At 71.7% G+C, this 17945-nt stretch carries 6 protein-coding genes; all 6 read right to left on the bottom strand.

The window, feature by feature from the left end:
* Positions 1 to 93: 93 nt before the first annotated feature.
* Positions 94 to 336 (bottom strand): hypothetical protein, encoded by a 243-nt coding sequence (locus HEP75_RS18110; RefSeq protein WP_185824436.1) that lies wholly within the window; start codon positions 334 to 336, stop codon positions 94 to 96.
* Positions 337 to 370: 34 nt separating this feature from the next.
* Positions 371 to 2257, bottom strand: a complete 1887-nt coding sequence (locus HEP75_RS18115) for a S8 family peptidase (RefSeq protein ID WP_185824437.1) — start codon at positions 2255 to 2257, stop codon at positions 371 to 373.
* Between the two features lie 161 nt (positions 2258 to 2418).
* Positions 2419 to 10638 carry an ESPR-type extended signal peptide-containing protein gene (locus tag HEP75_RS18120; protein WP_221899277.1) on the bottom strand — a complete coding sequence of 2740 codons (8220 nt, stop codon included), beginning with the start codon at positions 10636 to 10638 and terminating at the stop codon, positions 2419 to 2421.
* 1081 nt (positions 10639 to 11719) lie between these two features.
* Positions 11720 to 15775, bottom strand: a complete 4056-nt coding sequence (gene purL, locus HEP75_RS18135) for a phosphoribosylformylglycinamidine synthase (protein ID WP_185824438.1) — start codon at positions 15773 to 15775, stop codon at positions 11720 to 11722.
* A gap of 211 nt (positions 15776 to 15986) precedes the next feature.
* Positions 15987 to 16787 (bottom strand): DsbC family protein, encoded by an 801-nt coding sequence (locus HEP75_RS18140; RefSeq protein WP_185824439.1) that lies wholly within the window; start codon positions 16785 to 16787, stop codon positions 15987 to 15989.
* A gap of 123 nt (positions 16788 to 16910) precedes the next feature.
* The gene (xerD, locus tag HEP75_RS18145) at positions 16911 to 17885 is read right to left on the bottom strand and encodes a site-specific tyrosine recombinase XerD (RefSeq protein ID WP_185824440.1); all 975 of its coding nucleotides are present in this window, start codon (positions 17883 to 17885) and stop codon (positions 16911 to 16913) included.
* Positions 17886 to 17945: the final 60 nt, after the last annotated feature.

Consider the following 17945-nt stretch of genomic DNA (forward strand, 5'->3'; position numbering starts at 1 on the left):
GCGCGTTCACACAATCCCTCCAGAGCGTGCGGCGACTTTAGCAGTTCGGCGCGACTTGCCGCCTGCCTGCGCCGCGCCGGCCCGCCGCACTGTCTACGACGCCGCGGCAGCGCGGCACGCCGTCATTGGCATGACATACGCGGCGCGCAACATCGCGCGTTGCGGCGTCGTATGCACGGCGAGCGCGGCGTCGGCGCTGCAGCGCACAAGCGCGGCGGCCAGCGGCCGCACGCCTGCGCAGCGGTGGCTGCGCAGGCAGCGACAGCGATCGGCGCGCTCGATGTTTTCAGCTCCCGAACGCAGAAAACCCGGCCGAAGCCGGGTTTCCTGGGTCACTCCGGCGCCGTCGCCGGCGCCGTCCAATGCACGCTTACTGGCGCGCGACCAGGCTGACGCCGCTGTAGCTCGAGGTGCCGACCAGCTTGACGTAGTAGGTGCCGGCCTGCGGCGCGGTGAAGCGCACCGTCTCGTTGTTGCCCGGACGCGCCGACTTGGCGTCGTAGCTGGTGGTGCTAGGCTCCTTGTCGAAGCTCACGTACAGCGACACGTTGCCGCTGCCACCGTAGGTGAGGAAGCTCAGCACCGCACCGGCCTCGGCCTCGAAGCTGTACAGCACCTCGTTGCCCGCCGCACCGGTCAGGCCGGCCACCGCCACCTTGTTGGTCAGCGCGGTCGCCGGCGGTGCGCATTCCTCGGTCTGCGGATCGCACGGCACTTCCAGCGCCTTGTCCAGCGCGGCCTTGGCATCGACGATGCCGGTGCCGATCGGTGTGCTGGTCGGGATCGACACCGGGAACGGACGCGCGGTCTGCTTGAGCAGGGTTTCCAGCGCGGCCGGGGTCAACGGCGCATTGCCGGCGGCGATCACCGCGCTCTGCACCAGGGCCGCCACCGCCGCCACGTGCGGCGAGGCCATCGAGGTGCCGCCCATGCCCATGTAGGTGTAGTTGCCCGAGGTCGGCGTGGTCGCACCGGTGTAGCCGTTCTGCCAGACGTAGCCGCCCGGGTTGCCGTCCACGCCGCCGCCGCCGCCCGGACCGGACAGGTCCACCGCCGCGCCATAGTTGGAGTAGGAGGCGATGCCGCCGGTGATGCGCGTCGCGCCGACCGCGATCACGTTGGCGCAGCTGGCCGGACGGAAGTTGGCGGCATTGCCGGCGCTGTTGCCGGCCGCCACCACCACCGTGGTGCCGCGCGCCACCGCGCCGTTGATCGCATCCTGGTACAGGGCGTCGCAGGTGCCGCTGCCGCCCAGGCTCATGTTGATGACCTCGGCCGGATTGGCGTTGGCCGGCACGCCGGCGACGGTGCCACCGGAGGCCCAGGTGATCGCGTCGGCGATGTCGGACAGGTAGCCGCCGCACTTGCCGAGCACGCGCACCGGCAGCACCGTGGCGTTCGGCGCGACGCCGGCCATGCCAACGCCGTTGTTGGTGGCCTCGGCGATCGTGCCGGCGACATGGCTGCCGTGCCAGGAGCTGTCCTCGGCCAGCGAGCCCGCATAGCACTCGTTGTCGTTCTCGACCCAGTCGCCGTAGTCCAGCGCGCCCGGCACGCGCGCGTCGGTCGGACGCCGCGAGGTCTCCGCATCGGAGATGAAGTCGTAGCCCTGCAGCAGGTTCACCGCCACGTCCGGATGGTTCGGCAGGATGCCGGTATCCAGCACCGCGACGACCACGCCGTCGCCCTTGGACACGTCCCACGCCGCCGGCGAGTTGATGCCGCCGGTGGCGCTGCTCAGATGCCACTGGTACTGCGCGTACAGCGGGTCGTTGGGCACCAGCTGCGGCTGCTCCAGCGCAGCCTTGGGCAGCTCGGAGCGCTGCAGCTTGAAATCCTTCACCGCGTACTTGACCGCCGGATCGGCGGCGATTTCCGCCACCACCTTGTCCACGTCGGCCTTGCTCAACTTGCCCGACAGGCGGATCAGGTCGGCGCCCACGCCGAGGGTGCGCACGTATTCGGCACGCACGCTGGCGGCCGCGGCACGGGAGATGCCGTTGCTGCCGCCCAGGCTGGCGCGGGTCACCGCCGACTGCACCGCCGACAGCTTGGCGCTGCGGTCGCTGGCGGCGGCGGTGCCGGCGTTGTAGCGCACCACGATGCGGCTGGAAGTCTGCGCGTCGGCCGGCGCGGCCTTGGCCGGCTGCTTGACCGGCAGCGACGCACCGGCCGCGAATGCGCTCGAGGCCCCAAGCGACATCGCCAGCATGGCGGCGGCGATGGCATTGATACGGAGATTTTGCTTGTCGATCACGTTGACGTCCTCTTCAAAGTTTCGTGGATCAGGCGACTGTTGCGGCCGTAAAAAAGCTCCTTTTTCCCGAATCCGTTGGCCGGCCCAGCCAAGGTCCTTAGGTCTGCCCCCTCAGGCCATTGCGTGGGCGGACGGCGGCACGCGCCGCCGTCCGCGATGGCTCACCAGCCGAAGCCGGCGCCGATGCCGACCGAGCTGTCGTCGCCGCTGAACGCGCCGCCGATGGTCAGCGTGGCGCGATCGCTGAAGGCACGCTGGTAGCCCACCGACAACGCCGACTCGCCGTTCTGGAAACCGACGCCGGCACCGACCCGGTTCTGGGTGCGGATGCCCGCGGCGCTGGTGGCCATATTGAGCATCGCCGCGCTCATCGCGCCCTGCCGGTCGATGCGGCGGTCCTGGTCGCGCAACCGCGCATCGACGTCGCCGCGCAGCACGTCGAAGCTGTCGGCCATGGTGTTGAAGCGCGTGTCGGTGTACGACTTGGCGGTGGCGACGCCGCTGTCGAGCTGGCCCTTGTTGACCGCATCGGTGGCCTGGGTGCCGGCGGCGACGTTGGCGACCTGGCGCTCGTTGCCGGCGCTGCCCACCGACACCGTGTTGGCGCGGTCGGCGACCGACCCCTGGCCCAGCGCGACCGCTCCCTGCGCCGTGGCGCTGGCGCCCTGGCCCAGCGCGGTGCCCGAGGCGGCGGTGACGCTGGCGCCCTCGCCCATCGCCACCGCATTGGTCGCCACCGCGGCGATGTGGCTGTTGGCGCCCACCGCGGTGCTGCCGTCGGCGTTGACCTTGGCGTTGCTGCCGATCGCGGTGTCGTTGGGGCCATGCGCATAGGCGCTGCCGCCGATCGCGGTGCCGGTGACGTCGTTGGCGCGCGCCGCGGTGCCGACCGCGGTAGCGCTCGCCCCCGCATCGGCCACGACCGCCTCGCCGACCTGCGCGGTGGACGCGGTGCCGGACACCGTCGCCGACTCGGACGCCGCCTGCGCGGTGGCCACGCTCGACTCCGGCTCGGCCACCGAGGCCACGCTGGCGACACGCGCATTGCGGGAGACACTGGCAGTGCCGCCGCTGCGCGCATCCAGTTCGCTGACCTTGCCATCCAGCGCCGCCAGCGCATCGCCGACGTTGCTGTAGCTGGCGCCCTGGATCACGTAGGTCGGCGCCACGAACAGGCCTTGCGCGCCGAGCCCGGCACCGCCGCCGAGGAACGTGGCCATGTTGCTTAGCGACTGGTACAGCTGGCTGCCGTTGATCGCCTCGGTGCTGCCGGCGGCGATGCTGCCCGCGGTCAGATTGACGATGCGACGCGTGGCCGGGCCGCCGCGGCCGTTGCCGCTGCCTAGCGACACCGTGTCGGCCTCGTAGACGCGCGAACCGGCGCCGAGCGCGACCGCATTGTCGGCCGACACGCCGGCGTTGGCGCCGATCGCCACCCCGTTGCTGCCGCTGTTGCGGACGAAGCTGTTGTAGCCCAGCGCCACGCCGTTCTCGCCGATCGCATTGGTCTGCAGGCCGATGGCGGTGCTGCGCGCGCCGCTGGCCGAACTGCTGGCGCCCGACGCGGTCGCGCCGGCGCCGCTGGCGAGGCTGTCCACGCCCAGCGCGGTGCTGCGCAGGCCGCTGGCCGTGGCGCCGGCACCGGCCGCGGTGCTGTTCACGCCGCTGGCGCTGGCCACGCCGCTGCCCGAGCTCTGGAAGTCGGCGCTGGTTTCGCCGGCGGCCGCCGCCACCGCATCGAGCTGCGTCTTGTTCACCGCATCGGTGGCGTTGACCGCCGCGCCGACGTTGGTGATGCGACGCGTGGCCGGCGCGCTGACTCCGTTGCCGCCGCCCACCGACACCACGTTGGCTTCGCTGGCGCGCGAACCGGCGCCGAGCGCGACGCTATTGCTGCCGCTGGCCCAGGCGCTGGTGCCCAGCGCGGTGGCGTTGATGCCGCTGTAGGCGTAGGCATCCTGGCCGATCGCGGTGCCGCCCTGCGCCGTGGCCCAGGCGAACTGGCCCACCGCGGTGGTCTGCGCCGCGGTGGCCCAGGCCGAGGCGCCGAGCGCGGTCGCATCCTCGCCGGTGGCGCGGGCGCTGTGGCCCAGCGCCGAGGCATACGCGCCGGACGCGGTGCTGCCCCAGCCCAATGCCGAGGCGTAGTCGCCCGCCGCCTCGGCGCCGTAGCCGAACGCGCTGGTGCGTGTGCCGCTGGCACTGCTGAACGCGCCGACCGCGGTGCTGTAGTCGGTCGTGGCTTCGGCCTTGTAGCCGTTGGCGGTGGACTGCACGCCGCTGGCCGTGGCGCCGGCGCCGCTGGCGCTGCTGAACGCGGCGGTGGCCTGCGCGCCCGCACCGAGCGCGGTGGCACCGACTTCGCTGGCGGTGGTGGTGCCGTCGAGCAGCACGTTGCCGGCGTCGTCGGTGTAGTACAGCGAGCCGCCGATCGCGGTGCTGGACTCGCCGGTGGCGGTGGCGTTGTAGCCGGACGCGGTGGCGTACTGCGCACCGGCCAACGCGCCGCTGCCGAACGCCGAGGCGCCGGTACCGAAGGCGTTGGACGCCTCGCCGGCGGCGGTGGCGTAGTTGCCCTCGACATAGCTGCCGACGTCGTCGGCCGGATCTGCGCCGCCGCTGGCCTTGAACTGCTTGCCGGTGGCATCGGCGGACTGCTTGACCGCATCCAGCTGCGCGACGTTGACCGCATCGGTGTCTTCGGTACCGGCGGCGACGTTGGCGATCTGCCGCTCGCTGCCGACGCTGCCCACCGACACGGTGTTGTCGCGATCGGCCTCGGACCCTGCGCCCAGCGCCACGCTGTTGCTGGCGGAGGCATAGGCGCCGTAGCCGAAGGCGCTGGAATCTTCGGCGCTGGCGTAGGCCAGGCTGCCGATGGCGGTGCTGAAGTCGGCGGTGGCGCCGGCGCCGGCGCCGAATGCCGACGAGTTGGCGCCTGAGGCCTCGGCCGGAATCAGCCCGAAGAACGAGGTGCCGCCGACCGCGACGCTTTCCTCGCCGGACGCCACGCTGGACTCGCCCAGCGCCACGCTGCCGCTGCCCGAGGCGGCCGCACCGACACCGACCGCGGTGCCGTAGTCGCCGCTGGCGAGCGCGCCGTAGCCCAGCGCCGAGGACAGGTAGCCGCTGGCTTCGCTGTAGCCGCCGAGCGCAGTGGCGCCGATGTTGGAAGCGCTGCTGCGGAAGCCCGTGGCGGTGGCCTGGTTGTCCGAGGCCACCGCTTCGCTGCCGGTGGCGGTGGAATAGGTCCCGCTGGCCTGCGCGCCGGCACCGCTGGCGGTGGCGCCGATCTCGCTGGCCAGCGCACCGTTGCCGATGGCGATGCTGTCCTGGCCCAGCGCCTGGCTGTCGCTGCCGAGCGCGACCGCATCGCTGCCGCTGGACACCGCGTTGAAGCCGATCGCGGTGGCGCCGGCGGCCAGCGCATTGGCGCCGCCGCCCAGCGCGGTGCTGCCGTCGCCGATCGCATTGGCCGCCTCGCCGGCGGCCAGCGCATTGTCGCCTTCGACATAGGCGCCAGCATCGCTGGCGTCGCTACTGCTGGCCTGGAAGTACTTGCTGGTGGTTTCCGCCGCCTGCTTGACCGCATCGAGCTGGGCGACGTTGACCGCGTCGGTGGCGTCGGTGCCGGCGGCGACGTTGGTGATCTGGCGCTCGTTGCCGGCGCTGCCCACCGACACGCTGTAGGCGCGGTCTGCGACCGAACCCGCACCCAGCGCCACGGCGTTGGAGGCGGTCGCCTCGCTGCCCGCGCCGATCGCCACTGCGCTTTCCGCATCGGCCAGGCTGTTGGTGCCCAGGGCGATGGTGTTGACCTGGTTGCCCAGCGCCTGGAAGCCCATCGCCACGCTGTAGTTGCCGTAGCCGAACGCACCGCGGCCCACCGCGGTGGCGCTGAGGCCCGGTGCCCAGCTGTTGAAGCCGATCGAGGTGGCGCCGCTGCCGCTGGCCCACGCACCGGTACCGAATGCCGAGGCATTGGTGCCGGTCGCCCAGGCCGAGGCGCCGAACGCCGAGGCGCCGTCGGCGGTGGCCCAGGCGTAGGCGCCGCTGGCAGTGGCGTCGTCGCCGCTGGCCCAGGCGTTGTCGCCCTGCGCCAGGCTGTAGCTGCCGGTCGCACGCGCCTTGTAGCCGCCGGCGGTGCTGTGGTCGCCGGTGGCCTGCGCGCCATAACCTGTGGCGGTCGCCAGCGCGCCGGTGGCCTGTGCGCCGGCACCGATGGCGGTGGCGTTCTCGCCGGCGTTGGCGCCGATCAGTTGCGCATTGCCGTCGGCATCGGTGATCGGCTGGTTGTACTGGTCGAACGCCTGGCCCTGGCCGCCAATGGCGGTGCTGCCGGCGCCGCCGGCGGTGCTGCCGTTGCCGAGCGCGACTGCATCGCTGCCGATCGCGGCGGCGCCGCTGCCGTACGCGGCCGCGCCGTTGCCGTAGGCGTTGGCCGCATCGCCTGCCGCGACGGCGCCCTCGCCATCGGCGTAGGCGCCGACCGTGCCGCTGCCGCTGCTGGTGAAGAACTTGGCGGTGGTCTCGGCGGTCTGCTTCACCGCGTCCAGCTGCGCCACATTGACCGCGTCGGTGGCCTGGCTGCCGGCGGCGACGTTGGCGATCTGCCGTTCGCTGCCCACATCGCCGACCGACACCGTGTTGGCGCGGCGCGCGACCGAGTTGGAACCCAGCGCCACGCTGTCGGCGGCGAGCGCGGTGCTGTAGTAGCCGATCGCGGTGCTGTTGGCGCCGCTGGCCCAGGACTCGGCGCCGAGCGCCGTAGCGAAGGCGCCCGGCGCATAGGCGAAGTAGCCCAGCGCGGTGCTTTCCAGGCCGGAGGCCTCGCTGAGGCTGCCGCTGGCCAGGCTGTAATCGCCCGACGCGATCGCGCCGGCGCCGAACGCCGCCGAGCTCTCGCCGCTGGCCTGGGTCTGCACGAACAGGCCCAGGCCCGGGATCAGGTCGGCCGGGCCGCCGACGGCGACGCTGCTGGCGCCGGTCGCCGCGCTCTGCGTGCCGATCGCGGTGGCGTAATCGCCGCTGGCATTGGACACCGCGCCGAACGCCGAGGCCTGCGCGCCGCTGGCATAGGCGCCCACGCCCACCGCCGAGGCGGCAAAGCCGCCGGCATCGGCGCTGGCGCCCAGCGCGGTGCCGCCGACGCCGGCGCTGGTCGCACCGGTATCCACCGCCACCCCGCCATTGGTGATCAGCGGGTCGCCGTTCTCGTCGACCGCTACCCCACCCACGGCCACCGCCGCCGGGCCGGTGGCCTGCGCGTTGGTGCCGAACGCGGCGCTGTTCTGCCCCGCCGCGACCGCGCCGCTGCCCACCGCGGTCGCCCCGCTGCTCAACGCATCGGCGCCAGCGCCGAGCGCGGTGCTGCCGTTGCCGATGGCATTGGCCGCCTCGCCCGCGGCCAGCGCATCGTCGCCTTCGACATAGGCGCCGGCGTCGCTGTTGCCGGCGCTGGCCTGCAGATACTTGCCCGCTTCCTGCAGCTGCGCGACGTTGACCGCATCGGTGGCCTCGGTGCCGGCGGCGACACTGGTGATCTGCCGGGTCAGGCCGCTGGCCACGTCGCCGACAGAGACGCTGTTGTCGCGGTCCGCGTAGGAATACGCGCCGAGCGCGACCGCGCTGGATGCGGAACGTTCCTGTGCATCCGCGAGCCAGCTGCTGACCCGCGCGCCGTAGCCGATCGCGGTCGCGTCGGTGCCGTTGGCCGCGCTGTTGGCACCGATCGCGGTGCTGCTGTCGTGGAACATCGAGGTCACCGCATCGGCGCCGAGAGCCACGCTGTTGGCGGTCCACGCGGTGGACGCCTGGCCGATCGCCACTCCGCCCTCGCCCGCGGACAGCGCATGGGCGCCGAGCGAGACGGTGTGCGGCGCGAACGAACCGGCGCTGTGGCCGATCGCCACCGAGTCGACGGCATCGTTATCAAAGCTCGGGAACACGTTGGCGTTGTAGCCCAGCGCGATCGCGTAGTTGCCCTGGCTCTGCGCGCCCGCGCCCAGGGCGACGCCGCCGACGCCGGTCGCCGCGGCGATGCCGACGCTGTTGCCGGCACTTTCGGCGGCGGTGCTGACGCCGCCGATGGCGACGCTGTCGGTGCCGCTGGCCAGGGCATTCATGCCCATCGCCACGGTGCTGGTCGCGGTCGCCCGCGCGCCGATACCGGTCGCGGTGGCGTAGTCGCCCGCAGCGCGCGAGCCGTAGCCCACCGCCGTGCCCAGCGCGCCGGACACTTCGGACAGGCCGCCGACCGCGGTGGCGCCGTCCTGGAAGGTCTGCGCGTGGTAGCCCAGCGCGGTGCTCTGCACGCCGCTGGCGGAACTGCCGGTGCCGACCGCGGTGCTCAGCGCATCCAGCGCCTGCGCGCCGCCGCCGACCGCGGTGGCCGCAGTGCCCAGCGCCTGCGTGGTCTGCTCGCGACTGCCGACGATGAAACCGTCGTCGTCGTATTCGTAGACGGTGGCGACGCCGCCGATCGCGGTCGCCGACTCGCCATTGGCAGTGGCATTGGCGCCGAGCGCGCTGGCGTTCTGGCCATTGGCCACCGCGCCGCTGCCGATCGCCGAGGCGGCGGTGCCGCCGGCGAAGCTGCTGGAGCCGAGGGCGGTGGCGTAGTCGCCATCGGCCAAGGCGTTGGAACCGGAGGCGGTGGCGTCTTCGCCCTGCGCCAGCGCGCTGCCTTCGCCGTTGGCGGAGAACAGGCGCGCGGTGGTGTCGGCGACGTTGGCGACCGCATCGAGCTGGTCCAGGTTCACCGCATCGGTGCCCTCGGTGCCGGCGGCGACGTTGGCGATCTGGCGTTCGTTGCCGGCGCTGCCGACCGACACCGTGTCGGCGCGGTCGGCAGTGGAACCCTGGCCCAGCGCGACGCTGCCGGCGGCCGACGCCTTGGCGCCGTAGCCCAGCGCGGTGGAGTCCTCGGCCTGCGCCCATGAGGCGCCGCCGAGTGCGGTGCTGGAGTCGCCGTCGGCCGAACTGAGCCAGCCGATCGAGGTGGAGAACGCGCCGTTGGCCCAGGCGCCGGCGCCGAACGCCGAACCGCCTTCGCCCTGCGCTTCGGTCGTCAAAAAGCCCAGCACGCTGCCGCCGACCGCGGTGCTGGATTCGCCGCTGGCCAGGCTCGACTCGCCCACTGCCACGGCACTGCCGCCGCTGGCATTGGCGCCGTAGCCGAACGCGGAGGCGAACTCGCCGCCGGCCTGGCTGAAGCCGCCGTTCGCGGTGCTCGCCAGACCGCCAGCTGCGGCGGAGAAACCGGTCGCCGTGCTCTGCACGCCGTCGGCGCGCGCGGCGGTACCGAGTGCGGTGGAGAACGCGCCGTTGCCCTGCGCCCCGGCGCCGAACGCGCTGGCGCCCTGCGCCGCGGCGCTGGTGGTGCCTTCCAGCAGCACCTCGCCGTTCTCGTCGACGATCGACAGCGCACCGCCAACCGCGGTCGCCGAGGCGCCCGTCGCGGTCGCGTTGCTGCCCACCGAGGTGGCATTGCCGCCGATGCTGGTGGCGCCGCTGCCGAGCGCGCTGCTGCCGTTGCCGATCGCGTTGGCGGCTTCGCCGGCGGCCAGCGCGTTGTCGCCTTCGACATAGGCCCCGGCGTCGCTGTCGGCGCTGCCGCTGGACTGGAAATACTTGGCGGTGGTGTCGGCGGTCTGCTTCACCGCGTCGAGCTGGGCCACGTTGACCGCGTCGGTGGCTTCGCTGCCGGCGGCGACGTTGGTGATCTGGCGTTCGGCGCCGGCCTTGCCGACCGATACGCTGTTGTCGCGATCGGCGAGCGCATCGGCGCCCAGCGCCACGCTGTTCTCGCCCTGCGCCACGGCGGCATTGCCCAGCGCGGTGCTGTTGTAGCCGGACGCGCTGGCGAAGCCGCCGACGGCGGTCGCGAAGTCGGCATCGGCGGTGGCGCCCAGGCCGACCGCCGCGGTGGCGGTGCCGTTGGCGACGCTTTCGGCGCCGAGCGCGGTCGCGCCGATGCCGCTGGCGGTGCTGTAGTAGCCGAGTGCAGTGGATTCCAGGCCGTTCGCTTCGCTGAGCGCGCCGCTGGCCACGCTGCCGTCACCGCTGGCGTTGCTGGCTGCGCCGGTGGCGGTGCTCTGTTCGCCGCTGGCGTTGCTTTCGGCGCCGACCGCGGTGGCGTAGTCGCCGCTGGCGCTGGCGCCGTCGCCGATCTGCAGCGCCTGCGCCTGTACGGCCGAGGGCAGTACGGATCCGCCGGCGCCCAGCGCCATGGCGATCGCGGCCGACAAGGCCAGGCCCTGCGCGCGCCCAGCCCTGCCTTCGCGAACGAGCTGGCCGCGGGAATCGCCGCTGGCCAGTTCCGAGGCCACGGTCCACATCCCCAACGCCTTGTTCCAGACCTTGCGATAAATCCGATTCATCGAGTACTGCTCCTCAATAGGCTGGTTTTTGGTCAAAAAGCCACCCTCGCCCGGCATTCCAGCCGGCCGACCCCCTGTCGGTATTTGCGCCGCATCCCTGACCCGGAGCGCGAGAGGCGGGTGCCTGTCGCTGCGCGTCTGCCTTGATGAACCAAGACGAAATGCGGAACTGTCTGGAGTGTTAACCCCGTATCTTGAGTACGTCAAGTTTTTGACTAAAAACGGCACGAACAGGGATGGAAATCTCGGATTTACAACTTAATTGTTAATATTTCGATAAATTTCAATCAAAACAAGACATTCCGCCAAATTCTCGGCACGGCACTTGCCATGCGTTGACATCGGGAGGGAGCGACATTCGCTGCTGCGCCAAGGGTTTGACGCAGATCGGGGGTGATGGCGGAAAGCGGTTGCCGCTGGTCTGAGGGAGGGGCCGCGTTCCGCCGTGCACAAGCGCAACTGCGCAGAACGCGGTCGTTGGCCGGCGGTAGAAGGCGATGGCCGGGCAGTCGCCCAGGGATGCGAATCGGGGGTTTTCTTCAGCCGGTTGCAGGCTGCGGCGGCTGGCGGCCACTCGGCGATTCGGGACGGCTCCGGCAGTTCGCCGAGGCTGCGCCCGGACCCTCATCCGGCCCTGCGGGCCACCTTCTCCCGAGGGGAGAAGGGAACAGCCGAGCGCGCAAAGCCCCTCTCCCACCGGGAGAGGGGTTGGGGTGAGGGTACGGCGCGAAAGCGGCTCGTGGAGTTTGGGTGCACCAGGCTTCGCCCGCACCCTCATCCGCCCCTGCGGGGCACCTTCTCCCGAGGGGAGAAGGAACAGCCGAGCGTGCAAAGCCCCTCTCCCACCGGGAGAGGGGTTGGGGTGAGGGTGCGGCGCGAAAGCGGCTCGTGGAGTTTGGGGTGCGAGGCTTCGCCCGCACCCTCATCCGCCCCTTCGGGGCACCTTCCCCCGAAAAGGGGGCCATGGTCCCGAGGGGAGAAGGAAACAGCCGAGCGTTCGTAGCCTCTTTGCGCCGGAGGCGCAGGGTGAGCCCGTATCACGCCGCCGCGCCCGCCGATGGCGGGCGCGGCAGGTAGGCGCTCAGCCCACCCACACCCGCGCGTTGCGGAACATGCGCAGCCACGGCGAAGCGTCCGCCCAGCTTTCGGGGTGCCAACTAAGGTTGAGCGCGCGCGGGGTGCGCTCGGGATGCGGCATCAGGATCGTCACCCGGCCGTCGTCGCTGGTCAGGCCGGTGATGCCGTCGGGCGAGCCGTTCGGGTTCAGCGGATAGCGCGCGGCGACCTCGCCGTTGCCGTCGACGAAGCGCAACGCCACGCGCGCGGCGGCCTGGTCCACGGCGTTGTCGAACTCGGCGCGGCCTTCGCCGTGCGCCACCGCCACCGGGATCCGCGAGCCGGCCATGCCGCGCAGGAAGATCGATGGCGACTCCACCACTTCCAGCAGGCTGGTGCGCGCCTCGAACTGCTCGCTGCGGTTGCGCAGGAAGCGCGGCCAGTGTTCGGCGCCTGGGATGATGTCCTTGAGCTGGCTGAGCATCTGGCAGCCGTTGCACACGCCCAGCGCGAACGTGTCCGGGCGCGCGAAGAACGCCGCGAACGCATCGCGCAGCGCGGGCCGCTCCAGGATCGAGGTGGCCCAGCCGCGGCCGGCGCCGAGCACGTCGCCGTAGCTGAAGCCGCCGCAGGCGGCCAGGCCGACGAAATCGGCCAGGTCCACGCGGCCGGCGATCAGGTCGCTCATGTGGACGTCGAAGGCGCGGAAACCGGCTTGCTCGAACGCGTTGGCCATCTCGATCTGGCCGTTGACGCCCTGCTCGCGCAGGATCGCCACCTTGGGCCGCTGCCCGCTGGCGACGAACGGCGCTGCCACGTCCTCGGCCGGGTCGAACGCCAGCTTCGGCTTCAGCCCCGGCGCGGCGAAATCGCGCGCCACCGCGCGCTCCTCGTCGGCGCTGTCGGGGTTGTCGCGCAGCTTCTGCATGGCGTGGCTCACCGACCACCACGCATCGAACAGTTCCTCCCAGCGCCATTCGACCAGGGTCTTGCCGGCCAGCCCCACGCGCACCACCGCGGCGGTGCTGGGGCGGGCGATGCGCTGCGCGCACTCGGTCAGCGCGTGCCGCTCGATCAGATCGGCGAACGCGGCGCGGTCCTCGTTGGCGACCTGCACCACAGCGCCCAGTTCCTCGTTGAACAGGCTGCGGAACGGATCGTCGCCCCAGGCATCGAGGTTGATCTCCAGGCCCTGGCGCGAGGCGAACGCCATCTCGCACAGGGTGGCGAAGGCGCCGCCGTCGCTGCGGTCGTGGTAGGCCAGCAGCAGCCCGGCCTCGCGCGCATCGCGGATCAGTTCGAAGAACGCGCGCAGGCGCTGCGCATCGTCCAGGTCCGGCACCGCGCCGCCGAAGGCCGGCAAGCCGCCCTCGGCATGCACCTGCGCCAGCACCGACCCGCCCAGGCGCTGCTTGCCGCCGCCCAGCCCGATCAGCCACAACTCGCTCTCCGCCTCGCGCGCCAGCAACGGCGTCAGCTGCGCGCGCGCGTCGGCCACCGGGGCGAACGCGGTGACGATCAGCGACACGGGTGAAACGCTCTTGTGCGTTGCGCCGGGACCGGAGAATGGGGAATCGGGAATCGAAGAAGCGGAGTCGTCGGTCGCGGAAACGTCGCGCGTTTCCCCATTCCCGATTCCCGATTCCCGATTCACGGCGGTCACCGCCCACTGCGCCTGCATCGACAACGAATCCTTGCCGACCGGAATGCTCAGGTCCAGCTGCGGGCACAGTTCCATGCCCACCGCCTTGACCGCAGCGTACAGCCGCGCGTCCTCGCCGGCGTGGTTGGCCGCGGCCATCCAGTTCGCCGACAGCTTGACCTGCGCCAGCGCCTCGACCGGCGCCGCGCACAGGTTGGTGATCGCCTCGCCGACCGCCATGCGCGCCGCCGCGGCGGCATCGAGCAGCGCCAGCGGCGTGCGCTCGCCGATCGCCATCGCTTCGCCGGCGCAGGTATCGAACCCGGCCAGGGTGATCGCGCAATCGGCCAGCGGCAGCTGCCACGGACCGATCATCTGCTCGCGCGCGGTCAACCCGCCGACGCTGCGGTCGCCGATCGTGACCAGGAAACTCTTCGCCGCCACCGCCGGATGCGCCAGCACGCGCAACCCGGCCTCGCGCAGGTCCAGCGTGTCGGTGTCCAACTCGGGCCAACGCGGTGCCGGCGGCCGCCGCGCATCGCGGTGCATCTTCGGCGGCTTGCCGAACAGCACGTCCATCGGCAGGTCGATGGGGTGCCGGGATTGGGGATTGGGAATTGGGGATTCGTGAGAAGCGGGTGCGGCTGGCTGTTCACCATTCCCGATTCCCGATTCCCCATTCCCGCCGCCGAAGACGCCATAGCCCACGATGAGCCGTTCCTCGGCGGTGGCCACGCCGACCGCGGCGAACGGGCAGCGTTCGCGTTCGCAGAGCGCGGCGAATTCGGCCAGGCGTGCCTGCGGCACGCCGAGCACGTAGCGCTCCTGCGATTCGTTGCACCACAGCTGCATCGGCGACAGCGACGGGTCGTCGCTGGGCACGCGGTCCAGGTCGATCAGGCCGCCCACCCCGGAGTCGTGCAGCAGTTCGGGAATCGCGTTGGACAGGCCGCCGGCGCCGACGTCGTGGAACCAGCGGATCGGGTTGTCGGCGCCCAGCGCCACGCAGCGGTCGATGACCTCCTGCACGCGCCGCTCCATCTCCGGGTTGTCGCGCTGCACGCTGGCGAAATCCAGATCCTCGGCGCTGTCGCCGGAGGCCACCGAACTGGCCGCGCCGCCGCCCAGGCCGATCAGCATCGCCGGGCCGCCGAGCACGATCACCGCGTCGCCCGGCTGCAGGCGGATCTTCTCGACCTGGATGCGATCGATCGCGCCGAGGCCGCCGGCGAGCATGATCGGCTTGTCGTAGGCGCGGGTCAGGTCCTGCGTCTCCGGCAGTTCGAAGCTGCGGAAATAGCCGAGCAGGTTGGGCCGGCCGAATTCGTTGTTGAACGCGGCGCCGCCGAGCGGGGCCTCGAGCATGATCTCCAGCGCCGGGGCCATGCGCGGGTTCAACGGGCGCTCGGCTTCCCACGGCTGCGGCAGGGTCGGGATGCGCAGGTGCGAGACGCTGAAGCCGGTCAGGCCGGCCTTGGGCTTGCCGCCGCGACCGGTGGCGCCCTCGTCGCGGATCTCGCCGCCGGCGCCGGTGGAGGCGCCCGGGAACGGCGCGATCGCGGTCGGGTGGTTGTGGGTCTCGACCTTGATGCAGAACGCCGACGGCGTCACCGGCTCGCTGCGGTATTCGCCGCTGGCCGGATCCGGGCGGTAGCGCGCGGCCGGATGCCCTTCCACCACCGCCGCATTGTCGCTGTACGCGCTGAGCGTGTGCTGCGGGGTCTGCTGGTGGGTGTGCTTGATCATCCGGAACAGCGAGCGTTCCTGCTCCTTGCCGTCGATGCTCCAGCTGGCGTTGAAGATCTTGTGCCGGCAGTGCTCGGAATTGGCCTGCGCGAACATCATCAGCTCGACGTCGGCCGGGTCGCGGCCGAGTTCGCCGAAGCGCTGGCGCAGGTAGTCGATCTCGTCCTGGGCCAGGGCCAGGCCCAGCCGCGCGTTGGCCGCTTCCAGCTGGTCCAGCGCGATGCGCTCGACGTCGCCGCGCGCCGGCGCCTGGAACAGCGCCTGCGCCTGCGCGGCGCCGTCCAGCAGCGACTGGGTCATCGGGTCGTGCAGCAGCTTGGCCAGCGCGGCCTGCTGGATGGCGTCTTCGGGCCAGCCGGCCAGGTCCAGGCGGGTGCCGCGCTCCACGCGGCGGATCGCCAGGCCGGCGCCGCGCACCAGTTCGGTGGCCTTGCTCGACCACGGCGAGCGCGTGCCCAGCCGCGGCACCACGTAGCGCGAGCGGGTGCCCGCCTCGGCCACGGCCGGCGCGTCCTGCGCCTGCAGGATGCGCTGCGCGGCGGCGGTGTCCACCGCGCCGTCGGCGTCGCTGTCGATGAAGTAGACGTGCCAGGCGCCTGCGATGCGCAGACCGGGAACGACGGATTGCAGGCGGGTTTCGAGCCGAGCGCGACGGAACGGCGAAAGGGCGGAAGCGCCCTCGAGGACGATCATGTCCGGGGAACCGTGTGAGGTAAACGGGCTGCGTAGTGTAGCCGGGACTCGGGACCTGGGACTCGGGACTCGCAAAAGCCGTTTTAAGGGAGCGGGGAAATTCCCAGAAAATCAATGACTAACACACACGCCGCGAACGCCCGAGTCAACGCTCACATGCCGGGGACGCGCGTTTGCGAATCCCCAATCCCCAATCCCAAATCCCGGCCGCTTAGCGACTACCGCCCGCCCGACCCGCCTCGGCCGCACGCTTGTCCAGCGCCTCGCGCAGCTGCGCCGGCGGCAGATAGCCGCCGAGCTGGGTGCCGTCCGGGGCGAAGATCGCCGGGGTGCCGTTGACGCCCAGACGCTGGCCCAGGTTGTACTGCATGGTCACCGGGTTCTTGCAGCTGGCCGCGCTCGGCACCTTGCCGTTGGCCTTGGCCTCGGTCAGCGCCTTCTTCTTGTCGGCCGCGCACCACACCGCGACCATGTCCTTGTAGTCCTGGCTGCCCAGGCCCATGCGCGGGAACGCCAGGTACTCCACCGCGATGCCCTGCTTGTTGAGCTCGGCGATCTCGCTGTGCAGCTTGCGGCAGTAGCCGCACTCGATGTCGGTGAACACGCTGATGGTGTACTTCGGGTTGGCCGGGGCGAACACGATGCGCTCGGTGCGCGGCGCCGATTCCAGCAGCTTGCGGCGGTAGTTCAGCAGGCCCTCGCTGGAGGCGAACTGCTTTTCCTGGATGTCGAACGGCTGCGCCTGGAACAGGTAGCGGCCGTCGTCGGACACGTACAGCACCTGCCCGCCGACCACCACTTCGCGGAAGCCCGGGAACGGCGCGGCGCCGATGAAGTCGGGCTTGAAGTTCGGATCCAGCTGCAGCAGCGCCGCACGCACGCGCTGGTCGCCCGGGGTACCGGCAGCGGCAGCGGCCGGCTTGGCAGCGGCGCCGGCGGTGGGAGAAGCCGGCTGCGCGCAGGCGGAAAGGGACGTGGCGCCCAGCAGCGCAAAAAGAGCAAAACGGAGCATTGGCTATCCATGTAGGGCTGCGAATCGGCTGGATTGTCGCATACCGATTGGTCCGCTCCATGTAGACAGGCTGAGCGGCCACGGCGCGGTCCGCGCAGGCTGACAGGGGCGCCGCCGGGGGCCTCAGCCGCGCGGATGGTGCTTGCTGTGCAGTTTCTGCAGGTGTTCGCGCGCCACCAGGGTGTAGATCTGGGTGGTGGACAGCGAGCTGTGGCCGAGCAGCATCTGCAGCGCGCGCAGGTCGGCGCCGCGGTTGAGCAGGTGGGTGGCGAAGCTGTGGCGCAGGCCGTGCGGGCTGACCGAGGTGGGGTCGATGCCGGCCAGCGCCGCATAGCGCTTGACCAGGCCCCAGAACTGTTGCCGGCTCAGCGGACGCCGCGCCGCGTCGATGAACATCGGCACGGTGCCGTCGCTGGCCGGCACCGCCTGCCCCGCCGCCAGCGCCGGCCGCGCGGTGTCCAGATAGCGCTGCAGCCAGTGCTGCGATTCCTCGCCCAGCGGCACCAGGCGCTCCTTGCTGCCCTTGCCGGTGACCCGCAGCACGCCCTGGCGCAGGTTCACCGCATTCGCCGGCAGGTTGACCAGCTCGCTGACGCGCAGCCCGGCCGCGTACATCAGTTCGAGCATGGCGCGGTCGCGCAGGCCGGCCGGGTCGGTGTCGTCCGGCGTCGCCAGCAACGCGTCGATCTGGCTCTCGGCCAGCGCCTTGGGCAGGGAGCGCGGCAGCTTGGGCGGGTCCAGCAGCGCGGTCGGATCGTCGCTGCGCTCGCCGCGGCGCAGGCGCAAGCCGAAGAATGCGCGCAGCGACGACAGCCAGCGCGCGTTGCTGCGCTGCGAATAGCCCAGCCGGGTGCGCCAGGCCAGGTAATCGAACAGGGCCTGGCGATCGGCCCCGGGCAGGCCGCCGCCGGCGCCGTCGCGCCAGCGCGCGAAGCCTTCCAGGTCGCGCCGGTAGCTGTCCAGGCTCTGCCGTGCCAGGCCCTGCTCGGCCCAGGCGGTGTCCAGGAACTGCTGGATCGCGACGGCATCGGCATCGCGCAGCGGGGCGAGCCGTTGCGCCTGCTGGCGGCGTTCGGCGGGGGTGCGGAGTTCGGGCATCGGGGGAGCTTACGGGACTTGGGACTTGGGACTTGGGAAAGCCTAGCGCCGACTTCGCGC

It is taken from the genome of Xanthomonas sp. SI, from assembly GCF_014236855.1.
Taxonomy (GTDB): Bacteria; Pseudomonadota; Gammaproteobacteria; order Xanthomonadales; family Xanthomonadaceae; genus Xanthomonas_A.